Source organism: Candidatus Rhodoblastus alkanivorans, assembly GCF_022760755.1.
GTDB classification, from domain to species: domain Bacteria; phylum Pseudomonadota; class Alphaproteobacteria; order Rhizobiales; family Beijerinckiaceae; genus Rhodoblastus; species Rhodoblastus alkanivorans.
The window spans coordinates 2,301,950-2,321,937 of the sequence record NZ_JAIVFP010000001.1; the positions used below are offsets into that span (position 1 = coordinate 2,301,950).

The 19,988-nt window shown below is 61.2% G+C and carries 13 protein-coding genes and 1 pseudogene; 3 read left to right on the top strand and 11 right to left on the bottom strand.

Annotated features, from left to right (window positions below):
• Nucleotides 1-18: 18 nt before the first annotated feature.
• Nucleotides 19-1,206 (bottom strand): serine hydrolase domain-containing protein, encoded by a 1,188-nt coding sequence (locus K2U94_RS10810; protein WP_243067222.1) that lies wholly within the window; start codon nt 1,204-1,206, stop codon nt 19-21.
• A gap of 399 nt (nt 1,207-1,605) precedes the next feature.
• Between K2U94_RS10810 and K2U94_RS10815 the strand changes: the two genes are divergently transcribed.
• Complete coding sequence (locus tag K2U94_RS10815) at nt 1,606-1,833, top strand: hypothetical protein (protein ID WP_243067223.1); 228 nt, start codon at nt 1,606-1,608, stop codon at nt 1,831-1,833.
• A gap of 225 nt (nt 1,834-2,058) precedes the next feature.
• Here K2U94_RS10815 and K2U94_RS10820 read toward each other — a convergent pair whose 3' ends face one another.
• The 10 genes and pseudogenes from K2U94_RS10820 to K2U94_RS10865 form a co-directional block, all read right to left on the bottom strand.
• Nucleotides 2,059-7,050, bottom strand: a complete 4,992-nt coding sequence (locus K2U94_RS10820; RefSeq protein ID WP_243067224.1) for an NF038122 family metalloprotease — start codon at nt 7,048-7,050, stop codon at nt 2,059-2,061.
• Nucleotides 7,051-7,425: 375 nt separating this feature from the next.
• Nucleotides 7,426-8,013, bottom strand: a pseudogene (locus tag K2U94_RS10825) (IS66 family transposase); the annotation flags it as partial.
• A 5-nt stretch (nt 8,014-8,018) separates the two neighbouring features.
• Nucleotides 8,019-8,627 (bottom strand): GNAT family N-acetyltransferase, encoded by a 609-nt coding sequence (locus tag K2U94_RS10830; protein ID WP_243067225.1) that lies wholly within the window; start codon nt 8,625-8,627, stop codon nt 8,019-8,021.
• Nucleotides 8,628-8,997: 370 nt separating this feature from the next.
• Nucleotides 8,998-9,300, bottom strand: a complete 303-nt coding sequence (locus tag K2U94_RS10835) for a hypothetical protein (protein ID WP_243067226.1) — start codon at nt 9,298-9,300, stop codon at nt 8,998-9,000.
• Nucleotides 9,301-9,732: 432 nt separating this feature from the next.
• A complete protein-coding gene (locus K2U94_RS10840) occupies nt 9,733-10,062 on the bottom strand; it encodes a hypothetical protein (protein ID WP_243067227.1) in 330 nt (109 codons plus the stop codon).
• Between the two features lie 360 nt (nt 10,063-10,422).
• Entirely contained in the window at nt 10,423-11,511 is a 1,089-nt protein-coding gene (locus K2U94_RS10845; protein ID WP_243067228.1) for a hypothetical protein, read from the bottom strand.
• Nucleotides 11,512-11,796: 285 nt separating this feature from the next.
• A protein-coding gene (locus K2U94_RS10850; RefSeq protein WP_243065398.1) for an IS3 family transposase occupies nt 11,797-13,055 on the bottom strand; the annotation gives its coding sequence in 2 pieces (ribosomal slippage) (nt 11,797-12,716 and nt 12,716-13,055; 1,260 coding nt in all).
• A gap of 165 nt (nt 13,056-13,220) precedes the next feature.
• Nucleotides 13,221-16,922: a vitamin B12-dependent ribonucleotide reductase gene (locus K2U94_RS10855; RefSeq protein ID WP_243067229.1), complete on the bottom strand. Its 3,702-nt coding sequence runs from the start codon at nt 16,920-16,922 to the stop codon at nt 13,221-13,223.
• A 435-nt stretch (nt 16,923-17,357) separates the two neighbouring features.
• Nucleotides 17,358-18,092, bottom strand: a complete 735-nt coding sequence (locus tag K2U94_RS10860) for an LrgB family protein (protein ID WP_243067230.1) — start codon at nt 18,090-18,092, stop codon at nt 17,358-17,360.
• Nucleotides 18,089-18,445, bottom strand: a complete 357-nt coding sequence (locus K2U94_RS10865) for a CidA/LrgA family protein (RefSeq protein ID WP_243067231.1) — start codon at nt 18,443-18,445, stop codon at nt 18,089-18,091. Before K2U94_RS10865 ends, K2U94_RS10860 begins: the two co-directional genes overlap by 4 nt.
• A gap of 155 nt (nt 18,446-18,600) precedes the next feature.
• Here K2U94_RS10865 and K2U94_RS10870 point away from each other — a divergent pair, with 155 nt between their 5' ends.
• Both K2U94_RS10870 and K2U94_RS20755 read left to right on the top strand, forming a co-directional pair.
• Nucleotides 18,601-19,008 (top strand): NADH:ubiquinone oxidoreductase subunit NDUFA12, encoded by a 408-nt coding sequence (locus tag K2U94_RS10870; RefSeq protein ID WP_243067232.1) that lies wholly within the window; start codon nt 18,601-18,603, stop codon nt 19,006-19,008.
• Between the two features lie 41 nt (nt 19,009-19,049).
• Nucleotides 19,050-19,976: a DUF2155 domain-containing protein gene (locus tag K2U94_RS20755; protein WP_425332517.1), complete on the top strand. Its 927-nt coding sequence runs from the start codon at nt 19,050-19,052 to the stop codon at nt 19,974-19,976.
• The last annotated feature ends 12 nt before the right edge of the window (nt 19,977-19,988 follow it).

A 19,988-nucleotide genomic window follows, 5' to 3' on the forward strand; every position in this document is an offset into this window, starting at 1 on the left:
TGGAGCGGCCGGACGTGGTCAGATCTTGCCGGCCTTGTGCAAGAGGCCATAAATCTCTTCCAGCAGCGCGCCATTGCGGTTCTGTTTCTCGTCGGGCTGGCTGTTGAGGCCCACGACGATGACCGCGCCATTCTTGGGGAAGTACCCATAGAGCACGCGGTAGCCCAAAGTCATGCCCTGGTAAAACCAATAGGCGCCGAGCGCCGGCCGGTAGCCCGCGCCGACGCCGAGTCCGAACGCGCCCGGATTCTGTTCGGAAGGGCCGGCGATGGGCTTGCCGGTCTTGTCGGAGACGACGGTCATGAGTTCGCCGCGCTGTTTTTCCGCCAGAAGCGGCCCTTCGTAGAGCGCGCGCGCCCAGCGCGCGACGTCGTCCATCGACGAGACGATGCCGCCCGCGCCCTGCATCCACGAGACACTGTCGTTCTTGACGTCGCGGCCCAGAAGCGGGGCGAGGAGCTTGTTGTCGGGATCGTGGCTGAAAAAATAGCCGGAAACCATTCGATCCGTGATCGACGCCGGATAAAGGTTGGGCTCGTAAAAAGTGTTCTTCAATCCGACCTGTTTGAAAAGGTCGCGCACGACCTCCGCATAGGGTTTGCCGCCGGCCTTTTCGATGATCATCTCGGCCAGGATGTAATTCGTGTTGGAATAGGTCCAGCCGCTGACGGGTTTGGGCTCGCCGTCATGCGGATAGGACGCCGCGATCAGTTTCTGCGGGGTGAAGGTGTGGCCGGGATCGTCGCCCATGATTCTGGCGATGGACGGCTGATTGTCATAGCCGGGAATGGGGCTCGTCATGTCGAGCAGTCGGTGGATCGAGACGTTCTTCCAGGCGGGATATTGCGGGAGCCATTTGCCGAGTTTGTCCTCGATCGTCAGCTTGCCCTTGGCTTCAAGGTGAAGGAGCGCGACGGAGGTGAAGGACTTGGTGATGCTGCCGATCTCGAACAGGTCGGCCGGCGTGACTTTTTCGCCCGCCTCCGGGTATTTCGTCGTTCCTGCCGCAAGATTGATGTTTTCGCCAGCGCCCTTCAGGCTGATGCTCAGGGACGCCGCGGAAATGTGCTCCGGCTCTCTGCGCGTCGCGACAAAATTGTCGAGCGCCTGCTGCAGGGCGGGCCGGAAGGCCGCATCGCCCGATTGGGCGGCGGCGGGCGACCACGCGCTCAGCGCGATCACAATGGCGGCAATCACTCGAACCATGGGCGCCTCGCAGGGATGGGACTCTCGCATTCTCAGCCGCGCGCCGCGCCCTTGGATCGCTTCGCGCTCGCGAACGGGCCGCAACACTACCGCAAAAGCTCGGCGGCGCCACGGCTGCCAATGAGCGCAATTGGTGTCACGTCACTGTTATTCCTGGATCGACAATCTCCTATGTAGACATCACGCTGATGTGAAGTCTCGCCGATCACTATTGGTTTGCATGGCGAAGGAGCCGACCTTAGATTTATCCCCCGAGAATATCCCTCCGAGGAGAGGGACGCAAATTGAGACGGATGCAACCGTCTTTATTGAGTTCGTTGAATTTCCTGGCCTTTCGACAGGCATTAAGCTTTCCAGGAACTTGCGACGACTTTTAGGGACCAAACGCGGGCAGACGATATGAACAGCGACGCGCCGTTCGAAACGAGTCATCTCGATCTCGCGCTAACGAAAGTCGCGGCGGGCCGCCCCGTGCTGTACCGCGGCCCGCATCAGGGCGTGTTCCGTTTCGAAAGCGTCAAGATCGCCGCGCTCAGGCGTTTCCGCGCCTCGGCCCGGCCAGCGTCCGTTCTCGGCAAATCCCGGACCGAAGAAGCCCGTTTGCGCAAATTTCTCGCCGGCGTGTGAGGCTGGGAAGCTCAGTCTGACTCCGCTTGAGAGGCGCGACCCACCACGCGGGCCAACCGCAGTGTGAATTGCCTCGTCGCTGGCGCTCCTCGCAATGAGACAGAGAAGGCTCTTAAAACGTTGTCAATGAGGAACCGGAAAAAGCATTGGTTCCTCCGAGCGCGATTTGGGGATTTCGTATGGCGTCCGGGTAATTCCCGCAATTCCCGGATCAGTTCCTGCCTTTCAGGCATGGAACGCAAAATTCCCGCTCATCCCCGCCAGCGTCATCATGGTCATGTTCTTGAGCGTCAGCGTGTCGTGGTCGGCGGCGGTGATGATGGTGTTGGCGCCCGAGTTCTGGGCGTTCTTCATCATCGTGTTGAAATCGGCGAATTCCGCCGTTGGCAGCGAGATCGTGTCGGCGCTGTTGAAATTGGTGATTAGATCCGCACCATAAATGGCGTCGAAGACAAAAGTGGTCGCGCCATCGCCGGTCATCTTGTCGTCGCCGAGGCTCGTCAGGGTTTGCCTGGACGCGAGCGCAAGGATGGTGTGGCCGCCGCTGTTGAGATCGAAGGTTTCCTGCAGACCGGCGCCTCCGGCCGTTTCTTCGACGTGATAAGCGGAATAATTCTGCCCGCTCACACTGGTGAAATTGTAGATCACGTCCGCGATCTTGCCGGCGGAATAATCTTGCTCGATCGAGGAATAGGGCATGGACGTGATGCCGGAAAAGATCGCTTTCTGAATCTGGCCGCCGGAGGAAACGTCGACCTCCTCGTTGGTGAAGCTTTGACCTTTGATTGCTGTGTAGAAGGCCTTGTAACCTTCGTAAGTCCCTGCGTTATAATCATATTCTAGGGACGAATAGGCTTGATTCTGGACGCCCGACAGGATAACTTTGCTCAGCTTGCCGTTCTTGTCGAAGTCCAGTTCCTCCGCCGCGTAGGGCTGGCCGACGACATTGGTGACGAAGAATTTCTCGCCAGCTAGAGCGCCGGCGGAATTGAAGTCGAGTTCATAGGAGGAATAGCTCGCGCCGGACGGAACCGAGGTCACGTCGTACTTGGCGCCGGCGAAAATTCCACCGACGTAATCATATTCGTAAGATGAGTAGGGCCGCCCCATCACGCCGGTGAAGGCGACCCGCGACAGATTGCCGCCCCCATCGCAATCAACCTCCTCATAAGCGTAATTCTTGCCCGTCCCGCCGGGATAAAAAACCTTGGAACCGACGAAGGCGCCGCTGGCCGAGTAATCGTTGGCGTAGGCATCGTAAGCTTTCCCGGTGATCCCGGTGTAAAAATAATCCGTGCCGGCATAGGTTCCGGCCTGGTGCAGGATTTCATAAGCCGAATAGCTCTGGCCGGGGACGTTGGCGGCGAGCACGTCACCCACCGCGACGTTCGCCCAGGGCGCGGCGGCGACGCCGATATCGGTTCCCGAGCCGCCGTCGCCCGCGAGCGTGAAGCTCTCGCCAGCGAAAGAGCCGACCAAGTTCAGCTTCGCGACGACCGTGTTGGCCTGCGCCGTATCGATGATTTTCAGCGTCCCGCCCGCAACCGTGGCGGTCCATACGGTCTCGTAGGACGAGGAAAAGCCGAGCGCGGTCAAATCGACTGTATCGCCCGCGGCGAAACTGGAAATCGTCCCCGAATAGGCCTGCGCTATCTTCAGCGTCCCGGCGTTGACGCCCTGGAAGGCGACATTCTCGCCGAAGGCGGCGGCGAAGGCCAGCGTCCCGCCGCCCGCAACCACCGCCGAGCCGGACCCAATCACCGCGTCGCTGACGTTCAACGTTCCGCCGTTAGCTTCGAACAGGCCGTTGTTGGTGACGGCAAGGCCCGTATTGATGGTCAGCCAATTCGTCGCGCTGGTTGCGTCGATCACGCCGGCTTGCTGGTTGTCCAAAATGAGGCGGTTCGTTGAGCTGTCATAAGGCCGGCCGACCCCGATCGTCCCTTGCCCCGAAATTTTGTTGTCGATGTTGTGCAGCGTTGTGACAGTCGTCGGGTCGGACCCCATGATCGCGTTTGAGTTGTAGCCGCTTGCGGCCATGTCGATTACGCCGCCGCCGGAAAGCGTCACGTCGCCGAGTCCGATATGGATAGCTGGGCCGGCGATGGTTATCGTCGCCCGATTCACGATTGAGCCTTTGAGCGTCAGGTCGGCGCCGGTCACCTGGAGGGCGCCGAGAGTTACGACGGCGCCAGCGGAGGAGCCGCCGTCGAGCGTGGCGCCATTGCCATCAACGACGATGACGCCGCCATTGGTTGTCGCCAGGGTCCCACCCGCGACGATCGCATTTTGCAAATGAACGTTCGCGTTAGCACCGGTCGCCTTGATGACGCCCGTGCTTGTCTGATCGACGGCGGTCTTAACTCCGTTATATTGACCGATGTACAGACCATCGTGGAGATTTCCGCTCGAGTCGACGTATCCCGATGTGGATTCCAATACGCCGGCATTGGACACGCTCACCGCGTCGAGCGTCAAATCCTGTGATCCGTCGCTCGCAACGCCGTTGGCGTCGATCTTGCCGGCCGACTGGTTGTCAAGGACCAACTTCCAGCTATCGCCGAACACGCCGCCGGATCCGATCGTACCGAAGCCGGAAATCGTGTTGTCGATATTGTGCAGTGTGGAGGCCGAGGTCGCGCTCCAACCGCTGATCTCGTCGGTCAACGTCACCTGACCCCCGCCGTTTAGGGTCAGGTCGCCAGCGCCGGCGTGGAGGACGGCGTACACCTCAAGCTTGCCTTCGTTGGTGATTGTGCCGAGCGCGGTCTCGTCAGATGGGGGTTGGATGACGAAAATCCCGTTAGCCGTAATCGTGATCGCACCAGTTCCGCCATTCGCCGCGCTGCGGCCGTCGAGAGTGTCGCCGATGCCGCCACCGTTGCCGAAGTAATTGCCGGTCTGAACATAGCCGCCGCCGGAGCCATCGATGAATCCGCCTTGCAGATCGACGCCGGCCAAGGTCACCACGGAACCAGCGCCATAGGCGCCGATCGCGCCGCTCGACGTCTGGCTGACCATCGTGCTGAGAATGGTCGTTCCGGCTGTGCTCGTGTCCTCGATCGTTCCGGAGTTGGTCAACGCTCCGGCCGCAGTCGTGTAGGTCGAAATGAGCAGCTGATTTGCGCCGTCAGACCCGTCGATGATGCCGTGATTGTGGAGGATCATCGCCGCGCCGGGGGTGTACGCGCCCAGCCCCGAAGCGACGATGTTGCCGCCGCCTTGGATCGTGCCGTTATTTTCGAGCGTGGCGGTACCATTTCCAGTTCCGGTGAGATAAGCGCCGTAGGCGCCTTGGCCGACCAGCGTGATCGTGCCCATGCCTGAGAGCGTGACCGTTCCGGTGAGATAGAGCCCGTTGCCGTTTTCACCAGACGTGACAATAATCTGATTGTCGTTGACGATCGATCCGTTGACATACAGCGGCGCGGATTTGACGTTGATCACGCCGTTATTTGCCACTTTGGAGCCGACTGTCAGCGAGCCGCCATTGATGGTCACCGACGAGCCGTTGTCGATGCTGAGCGTGCCGGCTGCGTCGGCATTGCCGTATTCGTCGTTGCCGTTGATGACGACTTGAAATCCAGTAGAGGATCCCGCCGCGGCGATCTGGACATTGTCGGCTGTCGTTGGCAGCGGATCGGACGCGTAGAGCCTTCCGTCGAGCGGGCCGGAAGGGCTGTTCCAGTTGAAGTTCTGTGCGGTGATATTGCCGTTTGCGTCGAGCACCTTCGCATCGCCATTCCAGTCATTGCCGAAGGCGCCGGTGAATACGAAAGCGGGCGGCGCAACGGTCAGCGCCGCCGTCCCCGATATGTTGTTCGACAGGTTGGCGTCAATGAGCTGGTTGTTGTAATCGACCACGACCCCGGCGTGATAATTGCCCGGCAACACGCTGGACGGCAGGGTGAAATTCCCGGTATAGTTCTTCGTCTCGCCGTAGCCGACCAAACCGACAGAAATTGTGCCGATCAATATGGCAACGCCGCTTGAGATGTCGGCCGCCGTGAGCGTCGCGTTGGGCGTGATGTAAATGCCCGCCGTGGAGGCGTATGAACTTCCTGCGCCGTTATTCGTGACCGAAAATGAGATCTGGCCGCTGCCCCCCGCAAATAGGCTGGACGAGCCGAGGCTGACGCTTGCGCCGGCGCCGAGTTCGGAAGCCCGCCTGAAGCCCAGCACGTCCAAAACCGTGAGATCAACCGAGGTAAGAAATTGGGAAGGGTCAGTCGACGCGCCCGGAGGAATGCCTACGACCTCGTTGAACGGATCATTGGGCGTCAGCGTGCTGGACGAGACTTCTCCGGCGGGTCCCTGGCCGGAAGCATTGAGGAAATCGCCGGGATCCGAAGTGCGACCGAAATCGGCCAGATCCGTATTGCCGCCGTCGATCGAAAAATAGGACGCCGGCGCTGGGTTCGAGGTTGATCCACCAGACCCTATCACATGGGAGCCAGGGGCGCTGTAACGAAACAGATCGAGCGCATAGCCGGCGATCCGGCCCATGGCGTGGGTGATCTCATGAAGTGCGCCCGCAATGAGGGTATCGCCCGTAAAGCCGCTCCCCATGCCGATCTGGCCGTCGATGATATTGCTGTTGGCGTTGATGACTCCCAGCGCCTTGGCCTCGGCGGTGCCGATCGTGAAGTTCGTCCCCGCGAGCAGCGCGCCATCCGTCGTAGACGTATTGCTCGGCAGGGAGGCGACGGATGAGACATCGGCCGTCGAAGCTTCGCTCGCGGTCAGCAGGCCCTTGAGGTTCGTGTAGGATTCTGCGACGCCGACGCCCGATGCATTCGGATCGGTATATCCGCTGATATCCGAGCTGTTGCCGGAGAATCCGATATTGCCTTCAGAGGTGCTCTGACTAGGCAAAGCCTGGCCGCCGAATGTGCCGTAATCGACAGCGATGTTGAGGGTAATCGGATCGATGATCGCCGCCTCGAGGATGTTGATGGCGGCCTGGATTCCATCCCGGAAACTGGCTGGCGCCGCGAGGGCGGCGGCGTCATAGATAGCGTTGATGACAAGATGTGCGACCGAACCGCTGGAGGCCGCGGGAGCTGACGGCGCCTGGCTCGAGCCGCTGGCTGCGCCGACGGCGCCGGCCGAAAGCTGGCCGCCGCTCGGTTTTGGCGCAGAGCCGGATAGCGCGTTGGAGGTATCGACGATCGCCCCGCCAACGCGAACGGCAGCGGATTTGACATCAGCGCCCAAGCTTCTGGCCAGCCTGGCCGTGGCCTCCGCCCCATAAGACCATTCGGCGGCAGCGAGCGACACGACGGCGGTTAGGCCTGGCGCGCCGGCGGCGCCTCCGTATCCGTTCTGGGGAAAATCTGAGCCGTCGTTCCAGTTCGCGAAACCGACATCGTCCGTTTGTCCGGGAGTGGTCTCGTGGAAGTCGTTCCAATCGGCGGCGCCAGCCCTGCTCCTCCAACGCAGAAAGGCCTTCATTTTTCCCCTCTCACCGAGTCGCAAGAATGCCAAGAGTTAGACTAACGGCTAACGATTCAGCTTCACCTTGACAAGAGGCGGGGGAAGTCATGGCCGTAATTACCCACCGCCATTTTGGGGCGCAATTTTTTTGGGGCGTCAAGCCGGTGTGCCGAGGATTGTCTGGAAGGGGTTTGCGCCCCTGAGCCTTGCGGTGTCGACGGTTGTCCTGACATCGGCCTCGGCCTGCGCGGCCCACATGGCGCGGTAGCCGTTGGTTACTTTTCGCTGGATCACGCTGGGCCGCAGCTTTCGTTCCGAGCCGTTGTTCGTCGCCTCGACCTCGCCGGGATAATCGCAAAAGGTCAGAAGCTGTTCTCTCGCCCGCCCGATTTTGGCTTGCAGCTTGAGGGCCAAGTCGCAGTCCGTCGCCGCGCCGTGAATATCGCCGAGTTGATTTTCAAGCGCGCGCTTTTTGCTGGCGATGGTCGAGGCGGCGAAGTCGGCAATGTCCGCAGCCAGATCGAACGCCTTGCCGAACCATAGCTTGAACCGCGGCGGCAGATCGTCCGAGCCATGCTCCAGCGCAAAAGCCGTGTCGCGCGCCAGATGCGCCAGACAGGTTTGCTGCGCGGCGCCATGATTTTGTTGCGCGGCATAGCGATCCGAAATCCAGACCTTCGGTTCATGCCCGTCCATCATCTCGGCCACGACGCGCGCGCCGCGCGAATAATCGGGCTGATGCAATCCGCTTAAAATGCGGGTGGGTAATTACCTCGCGATGACGAGGTCATTGCATGGCCGTGCTGAACCAGCGCCGGCAATTGCTTTTCCATCATCGCCAGCTCGATGCCCTCGACCAGAGCCGTGCTCAAACCGTCCTCGAAAGGGAACGGTTGCAGCGCGCCGGTCAGGGCGTAGCCGCAGCGCTCGTAAAAAGCGATCAGCTCGCGCCGTAGGCTGATCACGGTCAACGCCATGCGCGTCACGCCCCAAAGCCGCTGGGCGGTCGTTTCGGCCTCGCGCATGAAGCGCCGGCCGAGGCCGCAGCCCTGCAAATCGGGCCGCACCACGAACATCCCGAGGTAACCCAGCCGATTGGCGCGCTTTTGCAGATGAACTGAGCCGATCAGCTCGTCGCCCAGGTGACAAAGCAATATCAGCGAGTCCGGCTCCGTCATCAGTTGAACCAGTCCGGCTTCGTCAATGCGCCGGCCTTCAAGAATATGCGCCTCGGTGGTCCAGCCGACGGTGCTGGAATCGCCGCGATAGGCCGCGTTGATGAGCGCGGTTGCAACGGGTGCGTCGGCGGCTTGCGCGACGCGAAAGGTTATGGGGGCGCTTGCAATGTGCGTGACCATGAGCAGAACAGCGTCTTGGAGACCTTGGCCGTCAGGCCGCCAAGGTCGGGCATACAGGCATTTTATTCACTTTGAAAAGATGGGCGATGGCAATTTTTAGTCTGTTGCGGAAGGTTCAGCGGCCTGGATTCTCATCTCGATTCGAAAAAACCGGCGGATTGCTCCGCCGGATTTTCTTATTGCTTAATGCTGCTGGCGTTATGCGCGGGACCGCGCGACATAATTTCGGGATTTACTTCCAACATTGCCTGTCCGTGACAAAAATACAATGACGATGACATGATGGCCAACCAGCCGATCGGGAACGGAAGGTCATTGTATCATGTCAACGAAATTGGTCATCGGAATCGAAAGTCCCGCATAGGAATCATTAGCCGTGAGCTCTGCTCGTGCTGGGGAGGACGTTGCGAATGCGCTCGCCTTCGACCCACTGGAAAGCGCCGGTCGCGTCGGACACTTCGATATCCTGCTCGATGATCAATTTATCGCAAAGCATGACGCAAATAGCGTCGATGGGCGCGCTTGTGTCGTTTTCCTCGGTCATACGGTCGATAGAGATTTCGCCCATTTCCTCGCCGTCGACGAGGTGCATAATGAAGACTTCTTCGTGACCGGGAATGCCATGGGCGTTTACCCGGAAGGTTTCCCCCTTGTATTGAAACTCGCGGATCATCTCTTTGTCCCTACAGCACGTTATTTGATTTGGCGTTGACGGCCGTTTGTGAGGCGCGAGGCTTGATGCCCTCTGGCATCGCGCCAAGATGGCAAATTTAGCATGATCGACGAGAAAACGGGTGACCAAAGCTTCGGCAAGGCCATGGCGCGCGGGAATTGTCGGAATCCCGTCATTCGTGGCGCGGGCGGGTGATTAATCGGCGAGCAATTGGTCGGTAGATCGCAAGGCGTCAGCCGCAATCCAAAGGAAGCGAAACACGGCGACCGGATCGCATATTTGGCATCATGTCACCGCAACCCGGCGCATAGGGATTTGGTACGGCGTCACCGTAACTGATGTCGCCGTAATTCCTGTTTTGTGCGCGCATAACGCGCTCTCAAAGCTGCGGCGCGGCGACGGGGCGGCGCGAACCGCCCCGCTCCAGAGCGCTTAACGATGGAAGCCGCGGTGGGCAAAACCGCCGCGCGCGTAACCGCCGCGCGCGTAGCCACCGCGTGCGTAAACACCGCGTCCGCCGTAGTGGACACGACCCCAGCCGCCGTGAGCCCAGCCGCGACGAGCCCAGCGATGGCCGCCATAGTAATAACCGGGTCTGTAATAATAGCCGGGATAGGCGCCATAGCCATAGTTGGAGCCATAGACATAACCGGAGCCATAGCCACAGCCGAGGACCGGATCGCAATAACCGCCCGACGCGCAACCGGACAGCCCGAGGCCCGCGGCGGCGACGAGCGCGAACGCGAAAATTCTCGCTTTCATCGGTTTCTCCCTCTTCGACGAGGAAGAGCATAGCTCAGGTTCTCGGGAAGGCGAAATTTTTGGCTTTCATAGTTATTTTTGTTGATCAGGCCCCAATCCGACGGCCCCAAGGATCGAATTGGCGTGACGCTTTACGGAATGATTTATTCCAAATTGCGTTGAAACATTTCTGGATTCCAGTGTCACCGTAACCGAGAGGCGCCGGCGACGAAGCGGTTCGCGCGCAAGGAGGATCGCTTCGTTAGGCTCGCGATGACGACCGAGCCTCGCCAAACACGCAATCGGCAAGATAGGCGGCGCCACGATCGCCAAATTATGCAATTGGTATCATATCACTGTAATTCCAGGTAATTCCTGACGCTATGCTACCTTGATATCAGGAAGATCAATCGACGGGACCTGATCGCCAGAGGCGAGAACCGCCGGTATCCCCGAATGGACGGTTATGAATGCCGTCTTTCCGACGAAAATCTTCTCATTGTTGAATTCGACATGGATTGGGCATGGGCAGCCCGGATGCATTCCCCATGCTCGAAGGGTCGCCAGCGAAACCGTTGAAATGAGTTGCCGCATTTGTTCAGTGTGTTCGCGCGCCTTATCAGCGGCTTTACGGGAGTTGTTTAACAGCACTGCTAAGTTATGTCGGTCCACGTCCGTCATACCAATAACAAAATCATTCCAATTCGCGTGTTCATTGAGAATGCGAAAGGCTTGAATTGGACCAGAAAACGAATTTGCTAAAGATTTTGCCTCCGGGTCGAGAAGCCGATACCCATGCAATCTCGCATGATCGATAAGAACATCAATCTCCTTGTTCGTTCCAGTCCATCCCACCATTTCAGTGCGCTGTTCCCAACGCTGAAGCATGCCCTTTTTAATGTGAGGCCATAACGGAATATCCATCACATCATATATTTTGTGCCTGAGGTCTTTGCCCAGCGCGTCTATCGCCGCAGCCATCTCTTGCCCCTTCAACAGCGCAGCCTCCGCTCTTCGCAAGCGCGCCTCGTTACCGAGAAGGTAGCGAACGTCATGCTCGCGCTGCTGTTCCCGCTTGAACTCCGCAACAGCTTGTTCATGCGCCCCTTTATCCATTTTCCCGAAACAGTCTGGCCCAAGCAGCCGAATAACGTGCTCGCTCGGAAACCACGCGATCTTACCCTTCCTTCCGTATTTGGGATGTTCTGGCGAACAGCACGGACAAGGAGACAAACGCCCAGCTTTGATGTCCTTTTCCGGAAGATCGAACTCGCCGAGATAGATTGGTTTGGAATTAGGGAGAGGCTTCGTGTGGGTATGATACGGGTCGAGATACGGAGGATTTCCGTCCTTGATCCGCTGCTTGATTTCTTTCACAACACCCGAAGTTGGGCGAATAACAAAGTCCGGTTTTACCCGACGGGCTTCTTCCGGGATTTCAATATAGTTGTCCGATTTCGAGTCGGTCATTTCTGCTCCTGATATTGAACTCAGGACACTCGAATCACTCTGTGAGGATATATATTGCGCGATTTGCTGTTTGCAATCCATATTTAGTGTAAATGGCTCGGGCACGAAGGTTCTGCAAAGTTGAACTATGGCGAAAAGTCGCTTTAAAAACAATATTTTATGAAACAATATAAGTATTCATTCTCGGTGGATTATGGGGCAAGTAGTTCGCCATTCTCCCACCTTTTGGTTATCCTCGTTTCATACAAAAGAAAGAACCACGCCGAGGCGCGGTGTTGTAGCCCCTTAAGTTTCGGACAGACACTCTCCGGCTTCGGCGGCCAAGCGATCCGCGATGAACTCGCGGGGTGAACGATAGCCAAGCGCGCGATGCGGATGGCGTGTGTTGTAATGCTCGAACCACGACGGCAGCAAGCGGATCACGGTTTCGGCGTCCGGCAGTGGCGACACGCGCGCGTAATCGCGTTTGATCGTGCGGACGAAGGCTTCGGCCATTCCATTCGATTGGGGGCTTTCGACCGGCGTGGTCAGCGGCTCAAGGCCGATTTCGCGGGCAAAATGTTTCGTGTCGCCAGCGATGTAGCAAGACCCGTTGTCGGTCAGCCATTCGATCGGGCTGGGCAGGCGATTGACCGGGCCAAAGCGATATTCGACGGCGCTGACCATCAGGTCGCGGATGTCCTCGCCCTTGACGCCCGCCGTCGTGGCGACATGGCCGAGGGCTTCCCGGTCGCAGCAATCAAGCGCGAAGGCGACGCGGACTTTTTCGGCATTGTCGCAAGCGATCTCGAAGCCGTCGGAACACCAACGCAGGTTGGAGCGCAGAACGGCGATCTTGCCGTCATGCCGGCGGTTTTCGCCGCCGCCGGCATGACGTTGAAGCAACAGGCCGTGCGCCCTCATCACCCGATAAACCCGCTTGCGGTTGACCGGCGCCGCGCCCTCGGCGCGTCTTTTGCGGCGCAGGTCGGCCCACACGCGGGCGTAGCCCCAGGACGGCTGTTCGGCGATGATCCCCTTGATCTCGCAGAGCAGATCGTCTTCCGGCAGGGGCGGTCGGCCCATGCGTTTGGCCGCGCCGCCGGCAATGCGCGCGGCGACATTCGAGCGGGCGACGCCGAGGGTTTCGCAGACGGCCTTCATCGCGAACCGTCCCGTGGATTGAGCGTCGGCAGCGACAACGACCGCAACATCCGTTTTTTTGAGCCTACGGCGACTTCAAGCGCCTCTTTGAGGATTTCGGCCTCCATCGACTTCTTGCCGAGCAGGCGCTGCAGTTCGCGCACCTGGTCGACCAAAGCCCTGTAGGCGGACGCCGGAACGACGTCCTCCTCGGCCTGCGTCGCGGTCAGGGCGCCTTGGTTCGCCAGCCGCCGCCAGGTGAACAGCTGATTGGGGGCGATGCCGTGACGGCGCGCGACAAGGCTAACCGTCATGCCCGGCTCCATCGTCTCGGCAATGATCGCCAATTTCTCCGCCGACGTGCGCCGACGCCGTCGTTCTCGGCCCGGCAGGACCTCACTCTTCGGATTGTCACCAGTCATAAACACCACATTACTCCTACCTCTTAGCGAAGTGGGAGTGCCTGTCCGGCGACTTACGGGGCTATTTCACCGGCGACTTACGGGGCTATTTCACGCGGCTCCTTTTTGAGTTCATCAATACCCTTTTAGAAGGCTATGGCTTTCACCGCCTTTTGAGGTGGTTCTTCAACTACAGCCCGTCGTCGCCCCACACGTATCGCACTTCATACAGGTCCCATTCCGCACCAGCGTAAAATTCGCGCATTCGGGACAGGCCTCGCCGATATAGCCCTTCATCCGCGCTTCGGCCCTTTTGTCGAGGGCTTCGTCGGGGAGTTTGGTCGGTGGGGTCCAGGTCAGCGTGTCGAGGAGGCTTGGGGCCGTGGGTTCGACCAGGGAATCCTTTTTCAGGGCGGTGGCGCCGACGCTGACGGCTGCGACCGTCGGGGGCCGGGGGGCCTCCGTATTGGCCTGGACCAGCATCAGCTTGTCGGTCTTGGAGCGCACGAAGCCGCGCGAGACGAGGCGCGAGGTGGGCGAGGGCTGGTTGCCCTGCGGCGCGCGGCTTTGGTCGTCGCCCTTGCCGAGCGCGTCATGGCCGATGTCGGAAGGATCGACATGGGCGAGATCGCTCCGGCCCAGATAGGAAATCGCCAGTTCGCGGAACACATAGTCGAGGATCGAGGTCGCGTTCTTGATGGCGTCATTGCCCTGCACGAAGCCCGCCGGCTCGAAGCGGGTGAAGGTGAAGGCGTCGACATATTCTTCGAGCGGCACGCCATATTGCAGGCCGACCGAAATGGCGATGGCGAAATTGTTCATCAGGCTGCGGAAGGCGGCGCCTTCCTTGTGCATGTCGATAAAGATTTCGCCGATGCGGCCGTCCTGATATTCGCCGGTGCGCAAATAAACCTTGTGGCCGCCGACCACGGCTTTCTGGGTATAGCCCTTGCGGCGGTCGGGCAGCTTTTCGCGCTCGCGGCGCCGCTCCACCCGCTCGATGACGCGCTCGACGATGCGCTCGGCGATCTGGGTCGCGCGCGCCGGCTGGTTTTGCGCGATGAAGGCTTCGGTCGCGTCTTCTTCGTCGTCCTCGTCATCGGCGATGAGCTGGGAATTGAGCGGCTGCGACAGTTTGGAGCCGTCGCGATAGAGTGCATTGGCCTTGAGGGCGAGGCGCCACGACAAAAGATAGGCCGCCTTGCATTCCTCGACCGTGGCGTCGTTCGGCATGTTGATGGTCTTGGAAATCGCACCGGAAATGAACGGCTGCGCCGCCGCCATCATGCGGATGTGGCTCTCGACCGAAAGATAGCGCTTTCCCGTACGGCCGCAGGGATTGGCGCAGTCGAACACCGGCAGATGTTCGTCTTTCAGATGCGGCGCGCCCTCAAGGGTCATCGCGCCGCAGACATGGATGTTGGCGGCCTCGATTTCGGCCTTGGTGAAGCCGAGGAAGGGAAGCAGCTCGAAGGTGGGGTCGTCGAGCTTTTCAGCCGGGACGTTCAAGGTGTTGACCAGGAATTCCGCGCCGAGCGCGAATTTGTTGAAGACGAATTTGATGTCGAAGGCCCCGGCGAGCGTCGTGGCGAGATCGGCCAGCTTTTCCGGCGTGAAGCCCTTGGCGGCGAGAGTCGCCTCGTTGACGCCGGGGGCCTGTTTCAGGCTGGCGTGGCCGACGGCGTAAGCTTCGATCTCGGCGATCTGGGCCTCGCCATAGCCGAGCGCGCGCAATCCTTCCGGCACGGCGCGGTTGATGATCTTGAAATAGCCGCCGCCGGCGAGCTTCTTGAATTTCACCAAAGCGAAATCGGGCTCGATCCCGGTGGTGTCGCAATCCATCACCAGGCCGATGGTGCCGGTGGGGGCGACCACGCTGACCTGGGCGTTGCGATAGCCATGCTTCTCGCCCAGCTCCAACGCCTTGTCCCAGGCCGCGTGGGCGTGGGCGACGAGAGTCTGGTCCGGGCAGGAGGCGCCGTCGAGCGGCACGGGCGAAACCGCGAGCTGCTCATAGCCCTCAGGCATTCCGTGGGCGGCGCGGCGATGGTTGCGGATGACCCGCAGCATGGCCTCGGAATTCTCGCCATAGCGCGCGAAGGCGCCGCGCTCGCGCGCCATTTCCGCCGAAGTGGCATAGCACACGCCGGTCATGATCGCGGAGAGCGCGCCGCAATAGGCGCGGCCTTCCGCGGAGTCATAGGCGAGGCCGGAGGACATCAGCAATCCGCCGATATTGGCGAAGCCGAGGCCGAGCGTGCGGTAGTCATAGGAAAGCTGGGCGATCTCGCGCGAGGGGAATTGCGCCATCAGCACCGAGATTTCCAGCACCAGCGTCCACAGCCGCACCGCATGCTCGTAAGCCGCGACGTCGAAGATTTTCGTTTCCGGATCGCGGAACTGGAGCAGGTTCAGCGAGGCGAGATTGCAGGCCGTGTCGTCGAGAAACATATATTCCGAGCACGGATTGGAGGCGCGGATTTCGCCGCCGGCGGGGCAGGTGTGCCAATCGTTGATGGTGGTGTGGAATTGCAGGCCGGGATCGGCCGAGGCCCAGGCGGCATAGCCGATCTTGTCCCACAGCTCGGCGGCGGGAAGCGTCTTGGCGACCTTGCCGTCGGTGCGGCGCGTCAGATTCCACTCGCCATCCTGCTCGACCGCGCGGAGGAAGGAATCGGTGATGCGCACCGAATTGTTGGAATTCTGGCCCGAGACGGTGAGATAGGCCTCCGAATCCCAGTCGGTGTTATATTCGACCAGGTCGAAGTCGCGGAAACCCTGTTTGGCGTATTGGATGACGCGCTTGATGAAGCCGTCCGGGCAGTTCGCGCGCCGCGCCAGTTTGATCTCGCGCTTCAGCGCCGGGTTCTTTTCCGGGTTGAAGCAATCGTCGCCCGGGCCCTCGCAATTCACCGCGGCCTTGAACACCGCCTTCATGTGCTTGCGCAGGATTTTCGAGCCTGTGACCAGCGCCGCGACCTTTTCCTCCTCGCGCACCTTCCAATTGATGAAGGCTTCGATGTCGGGATGGTCGGCGTCCACCACCACCATTTTGGCGGCGCGGCGGGTGGTGCCGCCGGACTTGATCGCGCCGGCGGCGCGGTCGCCGATTTTCAGGAAAGACATCAGGCCGGAGGACTTGCCGCCGCCGGAGAGCTTTTCGTTTTCGGCGCGAAGCGAGGAGAAATTGGCGCCGGTGCCGGAGCCATATTTGAACAGGCGGGCCTCGCGCACCCACAGATCCATGATGCCGCCTTCATTGACCAGATCGTCGCGGACCGACTGGATGAAACAGGCGTGGGGCTGCGGGTGTTCGTAGGCTGAATCGGAGGCGGTCAGCGCGCCGGTCTTGTAATCGACGTAAAAATGGCCCTGGCCCGGGCCATCGACGCCATAGGCCCAGTGCAGGCCGGTGTTGAACCATTGCGGCGAATTGGGCGCGGCGATCTGGCGCGCCAGCATGAAGCGCATTTCGTCGAAGAAGGTCTGGGCGTCTTCTTCGGAGTCGAAATAGCCGCCCTTGAAGCCCCAATAGGTCCAGGCGCCGGCGAGGCGGTCGAACACTTGCTTGGCCGAGGTTTCGCCTCCCGTACGCTCCTTTTCCGGCAGCTTGGCGAGGGCTTTTTCGTCGGGGATCGAGCGCCACAGGAAGGAGGGGACGTCATTTTCCTCGACGCGCTTCAGCCTTGCGGGGACGCCGGCCTTGCGGAAATATTTCTGCGCCAGCACGTCGCAGGCGACCTGGCTCCAGGCGGCCGGAACCTCGATCCCAGTCTGGGCGAACACGGTCGAGCCGTCGGGATTGCGGATTTCGCTCTTGGTCTCCCGGAATTCGATCGTTTGATAGGGAGATTGTCCCGCCTTGGTGTAGTGCCGCTCGATCCGCATTTAGCCCCCCCGTTTCCGCTTGCCCCGACGCCCGACCTCGAAAAACGTTCCCGCGCGAAGCGCAACAAGCCGCAGGCCTCCGACTCCGGGACGAAAATCCCGATCCGGCCAGACCAACGCGGCACGCAGACGCCATGAATTGAAAGCTGCGCAGGATCGCGGCTTTCGGGGCGCGCGCTCCTCGTTTCCCCCGCGCTTGCCGCTGCCGCGAAGGGCTCGGATCGGACGATCTCTGCAACCTTGCGATTGTCGGCGACGACGCCGGGATGAGGTCATTATGTGCGGCCCACGTTGTGGGTCAAGGCCGCATCAATATGTGGTGATCATTTTTCGCAAATCCACTATGGCTTGTGGGATTCTGGGGACATTTCAACTGAATTTTAACAAACCCTTTGCAATCGCCGACGCGTTGGAGCAGGCGGGGGACGACCCGCCTCACAATCCGAGCAACGGCCTGAGAATGGGCAGGATCAGGCTGGTGAGCGCGCCGTTCAGGCCCATGGCTATCCCGGCGAAGGCGCCAGCGGTCGAATCGATATGGAATGCGCGGGCGGCGCCGACGCCATGGGAGGCGAGGCCGGCGGCCATGCCGATCGCGGCCGGGTCCCTGATTCGCAACAGGCGCATCAGCGGCGTCAGGATGATCGCGCCGAACACCCCGGTGGCGATCACCAGGGCGGCGGTGAGGAAGGGCGCTCCGCCGAGTTTTTCGGACAGGCCCATGGCGATGGGGGAGGTGACCGATTTCGGCGCCAGCGACGCCACGATCTCGTGCGACGCGCCGAGGATTTTGGCGATCCCGACCGCGCTGAGGATGGCGACCAGAGAACCGACGCCAAGCGACGCGGCGATCGGCCATGCGGTGGCGCGAACCCGCTCGATGTTGCGGTAGAGCGGCACGGCGAGGGCGACGGTCGCCGGACCGAGCAGGAAATGGATGAATTTGGCGCCGGCGAAATAGGTCTCGTAGCTGGTTCCGGTAGCCTTGAGCGCGAGAATGATCAACAAGGCCGCCAAGGCGACGAGATTGGCCGCCGGATGGCGGTTGAAGGCGATGGAGATGCGGTCGGCGACCAGATAGGCGACCAGAGTCAGGGTCAGCCAGGACAGGGGGCTGGCGGCGAGATAGACCCAGACTTCCGGATGGGGCTTGAGCAGCGACGGGATCATGGATTGGTCCGGGCGAGCAGGCGAAAGGTGAGGGCGGTCGCCGCCTGCGCCAGCACGGTGGAGACCGCCACCGCGAAAATCAATGTGACGGCGTTGGCGGCGAGGATGTCGAAATAGCGCATCAGCCCGACCGAGGCCGGCACGAACAGCAGGGAGAGATGGCCGAGCAGGCCGTCGGCGGCGGCGCCGAGATTTCCGGGTACGGCGCTCTCGCCCCTGCCGCCGCGCGCGACCAGGGCGAGGAACAGCAGGAACATGCCGAGCACCGGGCCGGGCAGGGGCAACGCGAAGGCGCGGACGATGAATTCGCCCAGAAGCTGGCAAGCGAATATGCCGGCGAAGGCGGCGACCATGATTTTTCTCCAAACGGGCCGGCGAGCGCCGGCAAACGACATATTGCCTTTGCGGCGCGCCACGATAGAACATGGAACGACTGGACAGAAGGTCGCGACGCGGCCATAGTCCGCCGCGACTTGTCGTTGGCGGGACGAATACGGGATCAAGCGCGATGAAATGGCTCGTCCAATTCTTCACCTGGTGGAACGGGCAGACGCTCAATACGGCTCTCTACACCTGGCTTTATGGCGAGCGCGTCGGCGAGGACCAGTTCGGCAATATCTATTATCGCTACCGCAATGGCGCGATCGACCCCGCGCTCGGCTTCAACCGCCGCTGGGTGATCTTCAAGGGCGAGAGCGAGGGCTCCAAAGTTCCGCCCGGCTGGTATGGCTGGCTCCACCACATGACCGACGAGCTTCCCACCGAGACCAATTACAAGCCGCGTGAGTGGGAAAAGCCCTATGTCCCGAATCAGACGGGCACGCCGAACGCCTGGCGTCCCCCGGGATCGACCCTCGCCACCGGCGCCCGGCCGCAGGCCACCGGCGATTATCAGGCCTGGTCGCCCGAAGGGTGACGCGTGCCGCGACCCGCGAACGCCCGGGTTTGGGCGCGATCATGAGATTCAACCGGTTTTTCGCCGCGGCCCTCGGGGCTCTGGGGGCGTTCGCGGCAAGTGCGGGCGCGCGCGCCGACGAGATCCACAATCCGACAGCGATTTTCGCCGGTCTGGACAAGATCACCGGACGCATCACCACTTTCGACGTCGCCATCGACGAGACGGTGCAATTCGGCACGCTGCAGATCACGCCCCGCGTCTGCCTGACCCGGCCCCAGACCGAGGCGCCGCTCACCGAAGGCTTCGTTCAGGTGGACGACGTCGAGAGCGGCAAGGCCAAGCGGGTTTTTTCGGGCTGGATGTTCGCCGCCAGTCCCGGCCTCCATGGCGTGGAGCATCCGATCTTTGACGTCTGGCTGAAGGATTGCGTCGGCGGCAAGGAAGTCACGCCCTCGCCGCCCAACGCCGCAGCCGATGTCAACAGGGCGCCGCCGCCCAACGCCGCGCCGGAGCCCAAGGAAGGAACGCCCGCCGCCAAGGCGCGCCGCACTATCGAGCCGCGCGAGCCGGTCGAGCCGACCATGGACAGCCTGCCGCCGAGCGGGCCCGACGTCGATTCGCCCGGAGCGCAGGCGCCGGATGGACAAGCGCCCGATGGCCAAGCGCCCGATGCTCAAGCGCCGGACGTCCAGGTCCCCGGGGACGAGACGCCCGCCCCGCGCGCGCCCGAAACCAGGAGGGCCCCGCAGCCGGGCAGCCCCGAAGACCTAGGCGCGCCGATCGAGGTCGCGCCGCCGCCGGGCATGCAGCCCGAGGGACAGCCGGCCGCGCCGCCGCCGGCCCGCCATTCCAAACCGAGGCGCCGGCAGCAGACCGACCCTAACGCGCCGGTTCCGCCGGCGGATATTCCGCAATCGGCGCCGCAGCGGCGTTCGCAGCCGTCCGGCCCGCAGGATTTGCTCAAAAATCTGCCCTTTTTCCACTAGAGCCAGTTGCGA